Annotated in this window: 17 protein-coding genes and 2 tRNA genes; 16 read left to right on the forward strand and 3 right to left on the reverse strand. The window is 73.2% G+C overall.

What is annotated here, in order from left to right; genetic code table 11:
• The first annotated feature begins 53 nt into the window (after window positions 1-53).
• Genes FZC61_RS19790 through FZC61_RS19830 form a run of 9 tightly spaced genes read left to right on the forward strand, consistent with a single transcriptional unit; the run spans window position 54 to window position 9,199 of the window.
• Window positions 54-1,703, forward strand: coding sequence for a CHAP domain-containing protein (locus FZC61_RS19790; protein ID WP_170286194.1), 1,650 nt, complete (start codon window positions 54-56; stop codon window positions 1,701-1,703).
• 59 nt (window positions 1,704-1,762) lie between these two features.
• Window positions 1,763-2,395, forward strand: a complete 633-nt coding sequence (locus FZC61_RS19795) for a mycothiol-dependent nitroreductase Rv2466c family protein (RefSeq protein WP_148615893.1) — start codon at window positions 1,763-1,765, stop codon at window positions 2,393-2,395.
• A 49-nt stretch (window positions 2,396-2,444) separates the two neighbouring features.
• A complete protein-coding gene (locus FZC61_RS19800; protein ID WP_246142814.1) occupies window positions 2,445-3,584 on the forward strand; it encodes an N-acetylmuramoyl-L-alanine amidase in 1,140 nt (379 codons plus the stop codon).
• 9 nt (window positions 3,585-3,593) lie between these two features.
• Complete coding sequence (locus FZC61_RS19805; protein WP_148615895.1) at window positions 3,594-4,490, forward strand: MOSC domain-containing protein; 897 nt, start codon at window positions 3,594-3,596, stop codon at window positions 4,488-4,490.
• Between the two features lie 9 nt (window positions 4,491-4,499).
• The gene (gene metG, locus FZC61_RS19810; RefSeq protein WP_148615896.1) at window positions 4,500-6,296 is read left to right on the forward strand and encodes a methionine--tRNA ligase; all 1,797 of its coding nucleotides are present in this window, start codon (window positions 4,500-4,502) and stop codon (window positions 6,294-6,296) included.
• A complete protein-coding gene (locus FZC61_RS19815; protein WP_148615897.1) occupies window positions 6,293-7,057 on the forward strand; it encodes a DUF3626 domain-containing protein in 765 nt (254 codons plus the stop codon). Before metG ends, FZC61_RS19815 begins: the two co-directional genes overlap by 4 nt.
• The gene (locus FZC61_RS19820) at window positions 7,054-7,665 is read left to right on the forward strand and encodes a LysE family translocator (RefSeq protein ID WP_148615898.1); all 612 of its coding nucleotides are present in this window, start codon (window positions 7,054-7,056) and stop codon (window positions 7,663-7,665) included. Before FZC61_RS19815 ends, FZC61_RS19820 begins: the two co-directional genes overlap by 4 nt.
• Before the next feature lie 32 nt (window positions 7,666-7,697).
• The gene (locus FZC61_RS19825; RefSeq protein ID WP_148615899.1) at window positions 7,698-8,264 is read left to right on the forward strand and encodes an LURP-one-related family protein; all 567 of its coding nucleotides are present in this window, start codon (window positions 7,698-7,700) and stop codon (window positions 8,262-8,264) included.
• Between the two features lie 11 nt (window positions 8,265-8,275).
• Entirely contained in the window at window positions 8,276-9,199 is a 924-nt protein-coding gene (locus FZC61_RS19830; protein WP_148615900.1) for an alpha/beta hydrolase, read from the forward strand.
• Here the strand turns inward: FZC61_RS19830 and FZC61_RS19835 are convergent.
• Together FZC61_RS19835 and FZC61_RS19840 are read right to left on the reverse strand one after the other, a co-directional pair.
• Window positions 9,196-10,269, reverse strand: coding sequence for a hypothetical protein (locus FZC61_RS19835; protein ID WP_148615901.1), 1,074 nt, complete (start codon window positions 10,267-10,269; stop codon window positions 9,196-9,198). The two genes, FZC61_RS19830 and FZC61_RS19835, sit on opposite strands and share 4 nt — an antisense overlap.
• Window positions 10,270-10,282: 13 nt before the next feature.
• Window positions 10,283-10,513 carry a hypothetical protein gene (locus FZC61_RS19840; protein ID WP_148615902.1) on the reverse strand — a complete coding sequence of 77 codons (231 nt, stop codon included), beginning with the start codon at window positions 10,511-10,513 and terminating at the stop codon, window positions 10,283-10,285.
• A gap of 58 nt (window positions 10,514-10,571) precedes the next feature.
• Here FZC61_RS19840 and FZC61_RS19845 point away from each other — a divergent pair, with 58 nt between their 5' ends.
• From FZC61_RS19845 to FZC61_RS19875, 7 genes are all read left to right on the forward strand, one after another.
• Window positions 10,572-11,084, forward strand: coding sequence for a ribose-5-phosphate isomerase (locus tag FZC61_RS19845; protein WP_148615903.1), 513 nt, complete (start codon window positions 10,572-10,574; stop codon window positions 11,082-11,084).
• Complete coding sequence (locus tag FZC61_RS19850) at window positions 11,077-11,925, forward strand: Fpg/Nei family DNA glycosylase (protein ID WP_148615904.1); 849 nt, start codon at window positions 11,077-11,079, stop codon at window positions 11,923-11,925. Before FZC61_RS19845 ends, FZC61_RS19850 begins: the two co-directional genes overlap by 8 nt.
• A gap of 46 nt (window positions 11,926-11,971) precedes the next feature.
• Entirely contained in the window at window positions 11,972-13,078 is a 1,107-nt protein-coding gene (locus tag FZC61_RS19855; protein WP_148615905.1) for a PP2C family protein-serine/threonine phosphatase, read from the forward strand.
• A 108-nt stretch (window positions 13,079-13,186) separates the two neighbouring features.
• Window positions 13,187-13,260: transfer RNA gene (locus FZC61_RS19860), tRNA-Gly, on the forward strand.
• Window positions 13,261-13,284: 24 nt separating this feature from the next.
• A tRNA-Pro gene (locus FZC61_RS19865) sits at window positions 13,285-13,357 on the forward strand.
• A gap of 58 nt (window positions 13,358-13,415) precedes the next feature.
• Entirely contained in the window at window positions 13,416-14,834 is a 1,419-nt protein-coding gene (tig, locus tag FZC61_RS19870; protein WP_148615906.1) for a trigger factor, read from the forward strand.
• A gap of 108 nt (window positions 14,835-14,942) precedes the next feature.
• The gene (locus FZC61_RS19875) at window positions 14,943-16,604 is read left to right on the forward strand and encodes a serine/threonine-protein kinase (protein ID WP_148615907.1); all 1,662 of its coding nucleotides are present in this window, start codon (window positions 14,943-14,945) and stop codon (window positions 16,602-16,604) included.
• Window positions 16,605-16,622: 18 nt separating this feature from the next.
• Here FZC61_RS19875 and FZC61_RS19880 read toward each other — a convergent pair whose 3' ends face one another.
• Entirely contained in the window at window positions 16,623-17,630 is a 1,008-nt protein-coding gene (locus FZC61_RS19880; protein WP_170286195.1) for a transglutaminase-like domain-containing protein, read from the reverse strand.
• Between the last annotated feature and the right edge of the window lie 108 nt (window positions 17,631-17,738).

Genomic DNA, 17,738 nt, shown 5'->3' on the forward strand with positions numbered 1-17,738 from the left:
AGTTATGTGCTTAGTGTTGCGAAACGCCACGGATGTGCTTGACAGTGGACCCCGTGCCTCCCCCCAAGAGCCCCGTCCAGACGCGCCCGCGACGGTTGCTGAGCCGCTCGCTGGTCGCCTCCCTGGCGGCCGCGACCCTCGTGGCCGTGCCTGCGGCCGCCCCGCCCTCCGACGCCACGTCGACCTACCTGTGCACCGGCTACACCGCCTGCAGCAACGCGGGCTACAGCCACGCGGGCTACGCCTCGCACAGCCAGACGATGTACTGGCGGATGTACGGCGGCCACAACTGCACCAACTACGTGGCCTACCGCATGGTCAAGCACGGCATGCCCAACGAGCGGCCGTGGAGCGGCTCGGGCAACGCGACCAACTGGGGCGTCGAGATGGCCGACATCACCGACACCACCCCGGCCGTCGGCGCCGTCGCGTGGTGGCGCGCCGGGGTCGCGGGGGCCGGGTCCAGCGGCCACGTCGCCTACGTCGAGCGCGTCGTGTCGCCCACCGAGATCGTCATCTCCGAGGACTCCTGGTCCGGTGACTTCCACTGGCGCACGATCTACAAGAACGGCCCCGGCTGGCCCAGCGGGTTCATCCACTTCGTCGACAAGCAGACACCGGCCCTGGTCAACACCGCGGTGCCGCACATCGACGGGACCCCGCAGGTCGGCGTGCCGCTGCGCGGCTACTACGGCATCTTCAGCCCGGGCGGCTCGCCGCAGACCCTGCAGTGGCTGGTCGGCGGGGTGCCCGTGCCCGGCGCCACGACCATCTCCTACACGCCGGTCGCCGCCGACCTGGGCAAGACCATCTCGTTGAGCACCACCGCCACCCGCGAGGGCTACACCACCGCGACCGCGACGTCCGAGGCCTCCGCGCCGGTCGCCGCCGGCTCGATGGCCCGGGTCGCCAAGCCCGCGGCCACCGGCGACCCGATCGTCGGCCAGGTGCTGACCGCGGTGCCCGGGCAGTGGGCACCGGAGCCGGAGACGACCAGCTACCGCTGGCGCGCCGACGGCGTGTGGCTCGGTGCCGCCCTCAACGGCCGGACCCTGACCCTGACGCGCGACCTGCTCGACAAGACCATCTCGGTCGTCGAGGTCACCAAGCGCCGCGGCTACACCACCGTCTCCAACGCCTCGCCCGGCGTCGGCCCGGTCGTGTCCGGGGTCGTCGAGCTCCAGGAACCGTTCCGGGCCTCGGGCACCGCCCGCCACGGCTCCGAGCTCGTCTTCACCCCCGGCACCTGGTCGCCGGCCGACGCGACCGCGACGTACGCGTGGTTCCGCGACGGGGTCGAGGTCCCGGAGGTCACCGGGTCGACGTACCCGCTGGGTGCCGCCGACGTCGGTCGCCGGATCACCGTGCAGGCGACGGTCTCGCGCGACCACTACGTCGGGCTGACCCGCTCGGCCGACTTCGGGGTGGTCACCACGCCGTCGACGGTCGTGCTGCGGGCCGGCGGACGCAAGCGCGGCGCGGTCGCCCGGGTGCGGGTCACCGCCCCCGGCGCCCCCTCGCCGAGCGGCACCGTCTGGGCCCGCGTGGGCCAGCACGTCGTGCGCGGCACCCTCGTCGACGGCGTCGCCGAGATGATCCTCACGGGCCTGGGGAAGGGCCCGCGCACGGTCATCGTGGTGTACGCCGGCGACGGGGTCGTCGAGCCGGGCCGGGCCACGGCGCAGGTCGTCGTCAAGCCCTGAGGCGGCGCTGACCCGTCGGCCGCGGGAATGCCGCTGGCGTCCGGTGGTTTGATCCAGACATGACCGCCACCGACAAGACCAACGCCGACTTCTGGTTCGACCCGCTGTGCCCGTTCGCCTGGATCACCTCGCGGTGGATCCTCGAGGTCGAGCAGGTCCGCGACATCAACGTGACCTGGCACGTGATGTCGCTGGCCTACCTCAACAAGGACCGCGACCTGCCCGAGGAGTACAAGGCGATCCTCGAGCCCGCGTGGGGCCCGGTCCGGGTCTGCATCGCCGCCGAGCAGAAGCACGGCAAGGACGTCCTGCTGCCGCTCTACACCGCGATGGGCACCCGCATCCACCACGACGGTCGCGCCCTGAAGGACCAGGCCGACCGCGGCCGCGCCATCATCGAGGAGTCGCTCGCCGAGGCCGGTCTCGAGCCCGAGCTGGTCGAGGCCATGGACGACAGCTCGCTCGACGACGCCGTCGCGAAGAGCCACCACCTCGGGATGGACCAGGTCGGCGACGACGTCGGCACCCCCACCATCGCCTTCGAGGGGGCCGCGTTCTTCGGGCCGGTGCTCTCCGCGATCCCGCGCGGCGAGGACGCCGGCAACCTGTGGGACGGCTGCGTCGCCGTCGCCAAGGTGCCCTACTTCTACGAGCTCAAGCGCTCCCGGACCGGGGACCTCGACTTCGGCTGAGACCCGCGGGTGTTGCTGATGTGACGGATGTGAACCATGATCGAGCGTGATGCTGCGCTCGGAGAGGTCATGGGAACGCCGGGCGGTCGCGCTGGTCGCGGCCGTGGTCGGTGCGGGTCTGCTCGCGCCCAGCCCCGCCGGGTACGCCGCCGATCGTCCTGATCGTCCCGGGCGCGACGGTCACCCGACCGCGCGCCTGGACGACGCCGGCCCCGGGCTGCGCGCCGCCGAGGTGAGGCTGGCCGCCACCGAGCAGACCGTCGAGGCGGAGCCGTTCGCGATGGTCGGCCTCACCTGGCGCGGCGCGCCGCGGGTGGTCCGGGTCAGCACGCGCTCCGACGGCCGCTGGTCGGCCTGGCAGCGTCTCGACGTCCTGCGCGACGGTTCGCAGGAGAGCCCCGACCAGAGCCCGGTGACCGGCACCGACCTCGCGTGGGTCGGTGAGGCCGACGCCGTGCGCGTCGACCTCTCCGGCGCCCGGCCCGACGACCTGACGCTGGTCCTGCTCGACCCGACCGGTACGCCGAGCGACCAGGCGGCCGCGCGGTTGCCCGACCCGGCCACCGCGCGGGCCCGCGCCGGCCGGCTCAAGCCGCGGCTGGGCAGCCGCGCGTCGTGGGGCGCCGACCCGTCGTGGCGCGACGGGCGGCCGTCGTACAACCGCACGATCCAGCAGGTGCACGTGCACCACACCGTCAACAGCAACGACTACGCCCCCGGCGACGTGCCCGGGCTGCTGCGCGGCATCTACCGCTACCACACGGCCAACCTGGGCTGGTCCGACATCGGCTACAACTTCCTGGTCGACCGCTTCGGTCGCACCTGGGTCGGGCGCGCCGGCGGCGCCAAGAAGGCCGTGCAGGGGGCCCACACGCTCGGGTTCAACAGCACCTCGACCGGCGTCGCCGTGATCGGGAGCTTCGAGACGACGCGCCCCGGCCGCAAGGTCATCGGTGCCCTCGCCCGCCTGGCTGCCTGGAAGCTCCACCGCTACGGCCGAGACCCCGCCGGCCGCGTGCGGGTGTGGTCGCACGGCTCCGACCGCTTCGCCCTCGGTCGCAAGGTCACCCTGCCCGCCATCGACGGGCACCGCGACACCAACGAGACCGCCTGCCCCGGTGAGCTGCTCTACGACCGCCTCCCCGCCGTACGCCGCCGCGCGGCCGCCCTGGTCGCCGCGCGTCGTTAGGCTCGGCGGGTGCCGGCCACCCTCACCGCGATCCACCGCTACCCCGTCAAGTCGTGTCGCGGCGAGGCCCTTCAGGAGGCCGTCGTCGAGCCGCAGGGGCTCGCGGGCGACCGGCGCTGGATGCTCGTCGACGCGGCGGGCCGGGCCGTCACCGCGCGCGAGGTCAACCGCCTGGTGCTCGTGCGGCCCGAGATCACCGCGAGCGGGCTGCGGGTCAGCGCGCCCGGGGTCGACGCGCCGCTCGAGGTCGCCACCCCCGACCCGGGCCCCCAGGTGCCGGTCGCGGTGTTCTCGTCGACGTTCACCGCGGCGCCGGCCGGGCCCGAGGCCGACGGGTGGTTCAGCGCGGCGCTCGGGGTCGACGTACGGCTGGTGCACCTCGACGACCCGACGCGGCGGCGGACCAGCGCGTCCTTCGAGGGCGGGTTCGGCGACCCCGACGACCGGGTCTCGACCGCCGACGGCTACCCCCTCCTGGTGGCGAGCGAGGAGTCGCTGGCGGCGCTCAACGACGAGGTGCTCGCGGCCGCGCCGACCGGGCGCGAGCCGCTGCCGATGGCGCGCTTCCGCCCCAACGTCGTCGTGCGCGGTCTGCCGGCCTGGTCCGAGGACGACTGGCGCGTGCTGCGCATCGGCGACGCGACGTTCCGCGCGGTCAAGGGCTGCGCCCGCTGCGTGCTCACCACGATCGACCCCGACTCCGCGGTCCTCGAGAAGGAGCCGATCGCCTCGCTCGCCCGTCTGCGCAGGTTCGACGGCGCCACCTGGTTCGGCGTCAACCTCGTGCCCGACACCCCCGGCGTCACGATCCGGGTCGGCGACGAGGTCGAGGTGCTCGAGGCGGCCGCACCGGGTGGTGGGCCCCTGCGCGTCCCCGCGCGGAAAGCGGTGGCGCCGCCTCACTAGCCTGGCCTCATGACCCACGTCCTGTCTGCCGTCGCCTGGCCCTACGCCAACGGCCCGCGCCACATCGGCCACGTCGCCGGTTTCGGTGTGCCCTCCGACGTCTTCAGCCGGTACTCCCGGATGGCCGGACACGACGTGCTCATGGTCTCGGGGTCCGACGAGCACGGCACCCCGATCCTGATCGCCGCCGACGAGGCCGGCCTCTCGCCGCAGGAGCTCGCCGACCGCAACCACCGCGTCATCGCCGAGGACCTCGTGTCCCTGGGCTGCACCTACGACCTCTACACCCGCACGACCACGCGCAACCACCACGCCGTCGTCCAGGAGCTCTTCACCGGCGTCTGGGACAACGGCTACTTCGTCGAGCAGACGACCAAGGGCGCGATCTCGCCGTCGACCGGGCGCACCCTGCCCGACCGCTACATCGAGGGCACCTGCCCGATCTGCGGTGCGAGCGGTGCTCGCGGCGACCAGTGCGACAACTGCGGCAACCAGCTCGACCCGGCCGACCTGATCGGCCCGGTGTCCAAGATCAACGGCGAGACGCCCGAGTTCGTCGAGACCCAGCACATCCTGCTCGACCTGCCGGCCCTGGCCGACGCCCTGCGGGAGTGGCTCGACGAGCGCGAGGCCTCCGGCACGTGGCGGCCCAACGTCATCCGCTTCAGCCAGAACATCCTCAAGGAGATCCGGCCGCGCGCGATGACCCGCGACATCGACTGGGGCATCGCGGTCCCGCTCGACGGCTGGCGCGACAACCCGACCAAGAAGCTCTACGTGTGGTTCGACGCGGTCGTCGGCTACCTCTCGGCCTCGGTCGAGTGGGCGCGCCGCACGGGCGACCCCGAGGCCTGGCGGCAGTGGTGGAACGACCCCGAGGCCCTCTCCTACTACTTCATGGGCAAGGACAACATCACCTTCCACAGCCAGATCTGGCCGGCCGAGCTCCTGGCCTACAACGGCCAGGGCTCCCGCGGGGGCGAGGCCCACGCGCTGGGGCGGCTCAACCTGCCCACCGAGGTGGTCTCGAGCGAGTTCCTGACGATGGAGGGCAAGAAGTTCTCCTCCTCGAAAAAGGTCGTCATCTACGTGCGCGACCTGCTCAGCCGCTACCAGCCCGACGCCTTCCGCTACTTCGTGGCCTCGGCCGGCCCCGAGGCCCAGGACTCCGACTTCACCTGGGCCGAGTTCGTCCGCCGTACCAACGACGAGCTGGTCGCCGGCTGGGGCAACCTGGTCAACCGCACGGCCACGCTGATCGCCAAGAACTTCGGCGAGATCCCCGCCGCCGGTGTGCTCACCGACGACGACGAGCGCGTGCTCGCCCTGTGCGAGCAGTCCTTCGCCGTCGTGGGCGACCTGATCGCCCGACACCGGCAGAAGCAGGCGATCGGCGAGGCCATGCGCGCCGTCGCCGAGGTCAACAAGTACGTCTCCGACTCCGAGCCGTGGAAGCTCAAGGGCGACGACCAGCGTGAGCGGCTCGCCACCGTCCTGCACGTCATCGCCCAGTGCGTCAGCGACCTCAACCTGGTGCTGTCGCCCTTCCTGCCGTTCTCGGCCAACGCGGTCGACGCGACCTTCGGCGGCAGCGGCGACCTCGCGCCGATGCCGCGCATCGACGAGGTCGACGACCTCGACGGTGGACCGGGCTACCCGATCATCACCGGCGACTACACCGGCGTGCCCGCCTGGCAGCGCCGGCCGCTGGTGGTCGGCACCCCCGTCGACAAGCCCACCCCGGTCTTCACCAAGCTCGACGTGGCCGTCGTCGACGAGGAGCTGGCCCGCCTCGCGGGCGAGTGAGCCTCACCCTCCAGCTCCACCCGGACTGGCCGTTCGGTGACGGACTGGTGATCGAGAGCATCGCGCGCGACGGGGTCTACCGCTCGCAGTTCGAGACGGGCACCTCCAACGGCGGGCTGACCGCCCACGCGGGCGGTGACCGGTGGCGGTGGGAGAGCCGCCTGTTCGGCGGACGGTACGACGACCGGCCGGCGTCCGAGCGCCCGGTCTACGGCGCCTGGAACCGCCGGGCCGACCCCTACGGCGGGGCGATCCGCTTCGGGTCGGCCCACGTGCGGCTGCGGCCCCACGTGGTGCAGCGCGCCACCTTCTGCTTCCCCGACTCGTTCCTCGAGCCCGAGCACCACGGTGGGCCCGAGGTGCTCGACCACCTCTGCGCGCTGGCCGACCGGTCCGGCTTCGACGACCTCGACGACTACGTCGAGGCCCACGCTCACGGAGGAGTCGTCGTCGCCGACGACGTCGAGGCGGTCGTGCTCGACCCCTGCTTCCGCGACGGCCCGGTGCACGAGGCCGCCGAGCGCCTGGGCTGCGCCGTGGAGTGGCACCCGGGCTTCGAGGTCCACACCTGCGACCTGCCCGAGGACTACCGCGGCCCCGAGCCCCTCGCGCTGGCCCGGTCGCTGGCCAGGTCGACGGGGGACGTGCTCGTGCCGGCCACCGTCGGTGGCGCGGCCCGGTCGGGACGTCACGACCCGCAGACGGTCAAGTGCGTCTGGCACCTGCTGGCGCGGTTCGGGCGGCGTACGGTGCGGTCATGAGCCTCACGTTCCTGCTCACCAGTCTCGTGATCGTGGCGACCCCCGGAACCGGGGCGCTCTACACCCTCGCCGCGGGCCTGACCCGCGGGGCACGGACCAGCGTGCTCGCGGCCTTCGCCTGCACCCTCGGCACGATCCCGCACCTGGTCGCCGCCGTGACCGGCCTCGCCGCGCTGCTGCACGCCAGCGGCGTCGCCTTCGCGGTCGTCAAGTACGCCGGCGTGGCCTACCTGTTCTGGATGGCGTGGGCGACGTGGCGCGACACCGGGGCGCTGGGCGTCGACGACGACCGGGGGCCGGTCAGCCGGCGCAAGGTGCTGACCGAGGGCATCACCCTCAACCTGCTCAACCCCAAGCTGACGATCTTCTTCTTCGCCTTCCTCCCGCAGTTCGTGCCCGCCGGCACCCCCGGCGCGCTGCCCCGGATGCTCCTGCTGAGCGGGGTCTTCATGGCGATGACCTTCGTCGTGTTCGCGACCTACGGCATCGGTGCGGCGGGCGTGCGCGACCGGGTGCTCTCCCGACCGCAGCTGGTGGTCCGCCTGCGTCGGACCTATGCGGCGACGTTCGCGGCGCTCGGTGCGCGACTCGCGATCGAGTCGCGCTAGCACCCGTGGTGCAGGCGGATAGGTTCACCGCCATGACCGGTGAGATCTACCTGCCCGCCTTCTTCGTCAAGCAGAAGTTCGCGATGACGACCAACCGCTACGAGGTCTGGGCCGCCAACCCCGACGGGTCCTTCGGCCAGCTGATGGCCGTGGCCCAGCAGAAGCGGCTGGCGTTCAAGGAGGAGGTCACCTTCTACAGCGACGAGTCGAAGTCGCGGGCGGTCTTCAGCTTCAAGGCCCGCAAGAAGCTCGACCTCAACGCCGGCTACGACGTCCTCGACGAGCGCGGCCAGGCGCTCGGCTTCTTCCGCAAGGACTTCGGCAAGTCGCTGCTCCGCTCCACCTTCCACCTCGAGGGCCCGGGCTACCAGGGGGTCGGCCAGGAACGCAGCCAGGCCGTCGCCCTCATCCGCCGCTTCACCGACATCCCGTTCCTGCCGATCCACTTCGACTTCACCTCCCCGCAGGGCACGCTCCTCCAGGTCGAGCGGCAGTCCAGCGTGCGCGACAAGTACACCGTCACGGTCCCGCACGCCGCCGTCGACTTCCGCGTCGCCGCGGCCATCGCGGTCGGCCTCGACGCGCTCATGCAGCGCTGAGGGGGCGAGCCGTGCTCTACCCCGACGCGCAGGCGGCCATCGACGCGGCGGCCGGTGACACCCCCCTCCACACCGAGGGCTACGACGTCCCGGCGGCCCGGGCGGCGGCGCGCGAGGCTGCCTCCCGGCTGCCCCGCGAGGAGGTGGCCGAGGTCGTCGACCTCGTGGTCGACGGGCTCGACGGGGCTGACGGGGCTGACGGGGCTGACGGGGGAGTGCCGTGCCGGCTCTACCGCCCCGTCGACGCCGCACCCGGGATCGTGGTGCACGCCCACGGCGGTGGCTTCGTGATGAACGACGTCGCCGTGCACGACGTGCCGGCGCGGCGTCTCGCCAACCGGGTCGGCAGAGCGGTGCTCTCGGTCGACTACCGCCTCGCGCCCGAGCACCCCTACCCGGCGGCGGTGCGCGACCTCGACGCCGTGGTGGCCTGGCTCGACAGCCCGGCCGGTGCCGACGCGGCGGCCCACGGGCCGGCGTACGCCCACGGCGACAGCGCGGGCGCCCAGCTCGCCCTCGTCGCCGCGCTGCGCCACCCCGGCCGCTTCGCCGCCCTCGCGCTCGTCTACCCGTTCCTCGACCCGGCGGCCGCCGCCCCCTCGCACCGCACCGAGGGCGCGGGCCTCAGCGCCGCCGACGTCGCCTGGTACTGGCGCCAGTACGCAGGCGACCACCCCGACCTCACCGACCCCGACCTCGCACCGCTCGGCTCCGACCGGCTCGCCACCCTGCCCCCGACCTACGTCGCCACCGCCGAGCACGACCCGGCCCGCGACGAGGGCGAGCTGCTCGCGGCGCGCGTCGCTGCGGCCGGCGTCGAGGTGGTCGCGACCCGGTGGCTGGGCCAGCCCCACGGGTTCTGGCGCCACGACCGGGTCTACGCCGCGGCCGAGCCGCTGATGGTGTCGGTGGCGGCCTTCCTGCGGTCGCGCTAGGCGGGCCCACTCAGCTGCTCGACCAGGTCGAACCCGGCTCGGGCGACCGACTCGGCACTCACGCCGTAGACCCGCTCGAGGACCTCGTCGACCACGCCCTGGCCGAGCAACAGGTTGCGCTGCACGGCGATGCGACGGAAGAGCCGCATCATCTCCAGATACTTGGCGGTACCGAACCGGGTGACCAGGTGCTCGGCGAAGGCCTCTGCCGTGAGGTAGTCCAGGAACGGGTCGCTGCCCCACAGGCCGGGCGCGGTCAGCTCGACCGGGCGGTCGGCGAGCCTGGCCCGCAGGGTGGGGTCGGTCACGCGAGCGCGGGCCAGCAGTCCCGGGTAGAGGCCGACGTACTGGGCGATGCCCTCGGTGACCCACTGGGGGTTGGTGTCGCCGAAGCCGTCGAGCACGAAGTGCGTCAGCTCGTGGCGCAGGGTCGTGGGGCCCTCGACCAGCTGGGTGACGTCGTCGGGGTTGGCCCTGATCAGCTCGCCTGCCTTGCCGCGGTCCTGCTTGCCGTCGCGGCTGGTGGCGTACAGACCTATGGAGTAGGCGCCGGCGTCCTCGTCGGACTGGTTGACCTTGGCGGGCAGCCCGTTGCTCGTGGCGTCGACCAGCAGCGGCTGGGCGCCGGGCAGGTCGAGCACGTCGGTGACCTCCTCGAGGGCGGTGCGGGTCCGGTCGAGGAGCTCGCGCGCGCCCACCTGCGCTCCGCGGTCGGTCAGGACCACGAGGTCGCCGCGCGTGGCGACGTCGACCGGGACGCCGTACCACGGCCTGGCCCGGGGCACGGTGGACTTCTCGAGCACCTCGGCCCCCAGCAGCCAGCGCCCCTCACGCCGCACGAAGGTCATCGCCACCTCGGTGCTGACCGGTCGCACCATGGCCCGGCGCAGCTGGACGTGCTCGAGGACCTGGGGACGCAGCTCTGGGTCGTCGCCTGCGACCTCGGTCGGCGCCAGGCCCGTGCGGGACATCCCGTAGTAGAACTTCGTCAGCGGGAGCCGTCGCATGTTGTCGAAGAACGCCGTCTGCGTCCGCAGCAGCCCGGCGTTGCCGGGGTCGATCGTGGCCACGAAGCGGCGCCGGTCACCGTGCAGCAGGGCCCTGGCCCCGCACGCGCAGCAGCCGGGCGACCGCGTCGAAGTCCGCGTCGGTGATGTCGGCCCCGCCGGGTGGGGTGGCGCCGGCGGAGGGGGAGGTCGGTCGGTTCGCGGGGCCACCCGTGCACCCGGCCGTCAGGGTCGCGACGGCGGCGAGCACCGTGAGCGCGGTGACGAACCGGCTGCGCGACGAGGGCCGGGGCGCGGGCAGGAGCACAGGGTCACCCTAAGGAGCGGCGCCGGGCCGGCGCGACGGTTCTGCCAGACTCGACCCCATGCGCGTCCACCTCGGCAGCGACCACGCGGGCCTCGAGCTCAAGGACCACCTGGCCGGGTGGCTCACGGCTCACGGCTACGAACCGGTCGACCACGGTCCCTTCGTCCACGACGCCCTCGACGACTACCCCGTCTTCTGCCTGCGAGCCGCCGAGGCGGTGGCCCGCGAGCGGGCCGAGGGCCTCGACAGCCTCGGCGTGGTGATCGGCGGGTCCGGCAACGGCGAGCAGATGGCCGCCAACAAGGTGTCGGGCGTGCGTTCGGCGCTGGTCTGGTCGGAGCAGACGGCGGCGCTGGCCCGCGAGCACAACGACGCCAACGTCGTCTCGGTCGGTGGCCGGATGCACACCGTCGACGAGATGACCCGCTTCGTCGAGGTCTTCCTGGCCACGCCGTTCAGCGGCGACGAGCGCCACGTGCGTCGTATCGGCCAGCTGTCGACGTACGAGACCGGCGGTGGCCTGCCGCCGCTGCCCGAGTCGGCCCTGGTGCCGCAGAACCCCGATGCCTGAAGGTCACACCCTCCACCGGCTCGCGCGCGACCTCACCTCCGCCTTCGGCGGCAGCGCGGTCGCGGTGAGCAGCCCGCAGGGCCGCTTCGCCGACGAGGCGGCGCTGCTCGACGGGACGGTCCTCGACGAGGCCGAGGCCTGGGGCAAGCACGTGTTCATCGGCTTCGACGGCGACCACGACGAGGGCCGGTTCGTGCACGTCCACCTCGGTCTCATCGGCACCTTCGACGTGCGCACCGGCGTCGACGCCGTCCCGCCCCCGGTGGGTCAGGTCCGGCTGCGCCTGGCGCGCCCCGACGCGTACGCCGACCTGCGCGGCGCGATCACCTGCGCCCTGGTCACGCGCGAGCACCGCGACGCGGTCGTCGCGCGGTCCGGGCCCGACCCGCTGCGCGCCGACGCGGAGCCCGACCGGGCCTGGGCACGCATCACGCGCAGCCGCAAGCCGATCGGCGCCCTGCTGATGGACCAGGGGGTGCTCGCCGGGGTCGGCAACGTCTACCGCGCCGAGGTGCTGTTCCGGCACAGGCTGCACCCGCTGCGACCCGGCAACACCTTGCGGCCCGCGACGTGGCGGGCCATCTGGGACGACCTGGTCTTGCTGATGGCCGAGGGCGTGCTGACCGGCCGGATCGACACCGTCCGGCCCGAGCACACCCCGGAGGCGATGGGCCGTGAGCCCCGCAAGGACGACCACGGCGGCGAGGTCTACGTCTACCGCCGCACCGGCCAGCCCTGCCTCGTGTGCGGGCGCAAGGTGAGCACCGCCGTGCTGGAGGGACGCAATCTCTTCTGGTGCTCGCGTTGTCAGCCCGTGTTCCGCTCTCGCGCCGTAGGGTGACGCCCGACCGCACCCGCCCCTCCCTGAGCCAGAAGGCAGCCCCACGATGACCACCGTGACGTCGCCGGCGTCCAGCCCTGCCCGTGGCGTCGCGCTGCGCAGGGCCTGGACGCGCGCGCGGCGCAAGGGAGGGACGCTCGAGAACCGGATGGCCGCCGGTCTGGTGCTGTTCTCGCTGACCGTCACCGTGCTGGTCTCCTACTTCCCGGAGCAGACGCCGTTCTCCAGCCTGACGGTGCCCCTCGTGCTCGGCAGCATCCTGCTCGGCCCGCGCACGTTGCCGTGGTTCGTCGTCCTCGACATGTCCTTGCTGACCTACTGCTTCAGCCAGCAGGAGTCGGTCAACGCGCGGATCGTCGGTGCCGCCGCGGTGCAGTTCATCGTCGCGCTCGTGGTGCTCGTAACGAGCTTTCGCCGTACCCGCCTCGGCGTCGCCGGGCTGCGCGGCGAGACCATGTTCGTCGACCTGCGCGACCGGATCCTGCAGCAGTCGACCCTGCCCCGTCTGCCCGAGGGCTGGGTGGTCGAGTCGGCCCTGCACTCGGCCGGGGGCACCGCCTTCGCCGGTGACTTCATCGTCAGCGCCCAGGCGCCCGACCGGCGCAGCGTGCAGATCGTCGTCGTCGACGTGTCAGGCAAGGGCGAGGAGGCCGGCACCCGCGCGCTGCTGCTGTCGGGGGCGTTCGGCGGTCTGCTCGGCGCTCTGCCGGCCGACGGGTTCCTGCCCGCCGCCAACGACTACCTGCTGCGCCAGGACTGGGACGAGGGGTTCGCCACCGCTGTCCACCTGTGGCTCGACCTCACCACCGGTGACTTCGAGGTCCGCACCGCCGGCCACCCGCCGGCCGTGCACCGTGCCGCCGGCAGCGGCCGCTGGGCGGTGCTGCGCACCGACGGCCCGGTCCTCGGGCTCGTCGCCGGTGCCGACTTCGGGGTCGAGCGCGGTCGGCTGGGCGCCGGCGACGCGGTCCTGCTCTACACCGACGGCATGGTCGAGGAGCCCCGGCGCGACATCGACCTGGGCATCGACCGCATGCTCGGTGAGGCGGAGTCGCTGCTGCGCGGCAGCTTCGTCGGGGCTGCCGAACGGCTCGCCTCCGAGGTCGGCTCCAAGCACGACGACCGCGCCGTCCTCGTGGTGCACCGCGCCTGAGGCGGTGTCGGCCGACGCCGGCCGGTCCCGCCGCGGAATGCCGTTTGGCCGGTCCACCCGGGCCTGTGGAAGAATCCTGAGGTCGACGGGGACGCCGTTCCTGTCTGCGCGGATGTAGCTCAATGGTAGAGCCTCAGTCTTCCAAACTGATTACGCGGGTTCGATTCCCGTCATCCGCTCCAAGCGGGTCCGATGGCCCGACTTGGCGGGGCGTAGCGTAGTGGCTAGCGCGCCTGCTTTGGGAGCAGGAGATCGCAGGTTCGAGTCCTGTCGCCCCGACAGCCTCATCGACCCACCACGATCCGACCGGATCGCACCAGCCTGAAGGAGACCACCTGTGAAGAGCGCCGTCGAGACCTTGAGCCCCACGAGGGTCAAGCTCACCGTCGAGGTGCCTTTCGAGGAGCTCAAGCCGAGCCTGGACGCCGCCTACAAGGCGATCGCGGGGCAGCTCAACGTTCCCGGGTTCCGCCGCGGCAAGGTGCCGCCGATGGTGATCGACCGCCAGGTCGGTCGCGGCGCGGTCCTCGAGCAGGCCATCAACGAGACGCTTCCCAAGAAGTACGTCGAGGCGCTCGAGGCCAACGACCTCGTCCCGCTGGCCCAGCCCGAGATCGAGGGCCTCGAGATCGCCGACGACGAGGGCTTCGGCTTCACCGCCGAGGTCGACGTCAAGCCCGAGATCGTGGTCCCCGACTACGCCGGCCTGACCGCGTCGGTCCCCGACGCCGAGGTCACCGACGCCGACGTCGACGAGCAGGTCGAGGCGCTGCGTGAGCGCTTCGCCACCCTCAACGACGTCGAGCGGCCCGCCGCGGACGGCGACTTCGTCGTGCTCGACCTGCGTGCGACCAAGGACGGCGAGGTCGTCGACGGCGCCGAGGTCAGCGGCATGTCCTACCGCGTGGGTCGCGGCGGCATGATCGACGGCCTCGACGAGGCGCTCGTCGGCCTGGCGGCCGGCGAGGACAAGACGTTCGAGACCGAGCTGGTCGGGGGCGACCTGGTCGGCGAGAAGGTCGAGGTCAGCGTCAAGATCACCCAGGTGCAGGAGCAGGAGCTGCCCGAGATCGACGACGAGTTCGCCCAGATGGCCTCCGAGTTCGACACCGTCGAGGAGCTCACCGCCGACGTGCGCGAGCGCCTGGGCCGTGGCAAACGCCTCGAGCAGGCCGCCGAGGCCCGCGACGCGGTGCTCGAGGCCCTGCTGGAGAAGGTCGAGATCCCGCTGCCCGAGAGCATGGTCACCGACGAGCTCAACGCGCGCCGCCAGAACGTCGAGCAGCAGCTCGCGATGGCCGGCATCACCATGGACAAGTACCTCGAGGACGAGGGCCAGACCGTCGAGGAGTTCGAGGCCGACCTCGAGCGCCGGGTCCGCGACGCCGTCGCTGCTCAGTTCCTCCTCGACGAGATCGCCAAGAAGGAGGAGTTCGGCATCGACCAGGCCGAGCTCTCCCAGCACCTCGTGCGCCGTGCCCAGCAGTCCGGGCAGGACCCGCAGGAGTTCGCCAACCACATGTTCGAGCACAACCACATCCCCGACCTGGTGCAGGAGATCCTGCGCGGCAAGGCGCTGGCCCTGGTCGTCGAGTCGGCCGTGGTGAGCGACGCCTCCGGCAACCCCGTCGAGCTCAAGAACCTCCGCCCCGACGGCACCATCGGGGAGGACGAGCCCGAGGCCGACGAGTCCGCCGACTCCGAGGTCACCGACTCTGAGGCCATCGAGCCCGCCGAGTCGGACGACGACGCCTGACCCCACGCCGACCCGTCGCGTCTACGCGACGGGTCGACCAGGATCCACGCCGACCCGTCGCGTAAACGCGACGGGTCGGCTGAGTGGTGGCCCGGATAGGCTGAGGTCATGGGCTCGGGAAGCACGGACGACGCTGCGTGGCGCCCGCCGGCAGCCCCGCCGGTCCCCGCCCCGGTCGAGCACCTCGACGGCTACACCGACCTGGTCGAGATCGGTCGGGGCGGCGACTCGGTGGTCTACCGGGCCCGTGAGGTGGCGCTGGGGCGCGAGGTCGCCCTCAAGGTCCTCAGCATCGACACCGGTCGTGACCCGGCCCGCGCGGCCCGCTTCGCCCGCGAGATCGAGATCACCGTCCAGCTCGGGCGCCAGCACCCCCACATCGTCACCGTGCTGGCCACCGGCACGACCGCGTCGGGACGACCCGCCGTCGTGATGGACTTCTTCGAGGGCGGCACTCTGCACGACCGGTTGCGCACGCACGGTCCGCTGCCTCCCGAGGAGGTCGTGCGGATCGGCGAGGTGCTCGCCGACGCGCTGTCGTTCGCCCACGAGCGCGGGGTGCTCCACCGCGACGTCAAGCCGCAGAACGTGCTGGTGCTGCCGACGTCGTGGGTGCTGGCCGACTTCGGCATCGCCCGCCTCGTCGACGCCGAGCACACGTCGTCGGCCGAGACCTTCACCTACCGCCACGCCGCGCCGCAGATCCTCGACGGGCACCCGCCGACCGCGGCCGACGACGTGTGGTCGCTCGGGTCGACGCTCTTCACGCTGCTCGACGGCCGGCCCCCGTTCGCCGGCGACGACCCCGACGACGACTCGGCCCTGGCCTACCTGCGCCGGGCCCGCACCGAGCCCCACCGTCGCCTCGAGGTGCCCGGCGCCGAGCGGCTGGCCCCGGTGATCACGCGCTGCCTGAGCAAGGACGTCGCCGGCCGGTGGTCCTCGGCCGCCGAGCTGCGCGACGCGTTGCACGGGCTGCGCGCCTCGGCCTGGGAGCCCGGCGCGGCGGCACCGACGCCGACCAAGGCCCCGCCGCCGACCTCGTCGATCACCCCGTCGACCCCCTCGACAGTGACAGCGACGCGCACCCCGACCCCCACCCCCGCAGCCCCACCCGCCCCGGAGCCGGTCCGCGTCGCGCTCTCGGCGGTCTCCCACGCGGTCAGCGCCTACGACGCCGCGCCCACCGGCACCGGGCTGCCCGACGCGACCGACGCGACCGGGGAACCACCGGTCGTTCCCGGGGCGCCCGTCGTCGCCGACGACGAGCCGCCCGCCCGCCGGCGTCTCCCGTTGGTCCTCGGGGTGGTCGCCCTGGTCGTCGGGCTCGCCGTCGGCGTCCTGGGCGCGGTCCTGCGCGGCAACGACGACGAGCCCACCCGGGTCGCCGAGAGCGTCGCGCCCAGCAGCGCGGTCGCCGTGCCGCCGACCGACGACGTCCTCACCGGTCGCCCGCGTCCCGACCTCGCCGTCGTGCTGCGGTCCTTCGCCTACGACGGCACCACGCTGAAGGCGAGCTGGACCGACCCCTCCGACGGCGAGGGCGAGTTCCGGCTGATCATGGTGACCAACGACCTCAAGGCGGGACGCGTCATCGTGCGCTACCCCCCGGGGTCGGGCCGCACCGTCGAGTCGGTCGAGATCAACCCGCGCCTGCCGTCGGGCCGGGCCTGCTTCTACCTGCTGGTCAAGCTGCCCACCGGCCAGTACGGCATCAGCGACCGGACCGGGCGCTGCGGCAAGGTCACGCCGTTCGGCTTCACCCAGTGACCCCCGACCGCTGACGGTCTAGCGGCGCAGGACCCGCGGGTCCAGCCACCACCACCAGCGCCGCCACAGCGGCGTCTCGCGCCGCACCCGACGGCGTACGTCGCGCAGCAGCGGCCGCAGGTCGGCCCCGCTCCCGGCCACCGTGCCCGACGACGGCCCGAACGCGGCGAGCTCGGCCCGCGCGGCGAGGTCGGCGGCACGGGTGCCGAGCCGGGCGTCGAGGTCGGCGGCCACCACGTCGGCCGGCTGGTGGCGGCCCGGGCGCAGGCCCGAGAGGTGCATCGCGTCGACGACCTCGGCCCAGGCGCCGGGCGCCCCACGGCGCAGGTGACGCACGCGGCGGCCGGCGCGCAGCGAGACGAGCAGGACCACCGCGAGCCCGAGCAGGCTGCCGAGCAGCACCGGCGCGGCCGGGCCACGCCACGGGTCGGCGGCGACCGGGCCGGCCGCGTCGTCAGGCCCGCCGGGCCCGTCGGGCTCGGGGTCGGGGGTCGCGGAGGGCGGCGGGACCGGCGTGGGCGCGCCGGTGGCGGCCTCCTCGGGCAGCTGCGGCGCGGTCGCCTCGATCGGGCGGGGCCGGGTGAAGGTGTCGTCGTCGGGGGTGGGGGAGAACGGCACCCACCCGAGGTCGCGGAAGTAGACCTCGGCCCAGGCGAACGCGTCCTTGCCACGGACGACGCGGGTGCCGTCGGGCTGCTGCTCGCCGGGCCGGAAGCCGACCACGACCCGGGTCGGCAGCCCGTTGTAGCGGGCCAGGAGCGCGAACGCGCTGGCGAACTGCTCGGAGGTGCCGACCCCGCCGCCGGGCTGGTCGGGCCCGCCCAGCAGGAACTGGTCGAGGCGCCACAGCGCCGAGCCCGAGATCGCGGTCGGCGACAGGGTGTACTCGTCGCGCACGAGCGCCTCGATCGCCAAGGCCCGTTGGTACGGCGTGGCGGCCCTCGCGCCGACGAGGCCGGCGAAGTCGGCCAGCGGCTGGGGCAGCTCGGGCAGCGCGGTGAGCCCGGCTAGGAGCCTGCTGAACAAAGGGCGCGCCTGAGCGACTCGTCGGGGTTGGGCTGAAATCATGTGGTTGTGCAGGGTGAGGCTGATCGCCAGCGGGATCTGATGGATGTGGAGTCGGTCGCGGGGCAC

The sequence above is a fragment of the Nocardioides rubriscoriae genome (assembly GCF_008087085.1).
Lineage (GTDB): Bacteria > Actinomycetota > Actinomycetes > Propionibacteriales > Nocardioidaceae > Nocardioides > Nocardioides rubriscoriae.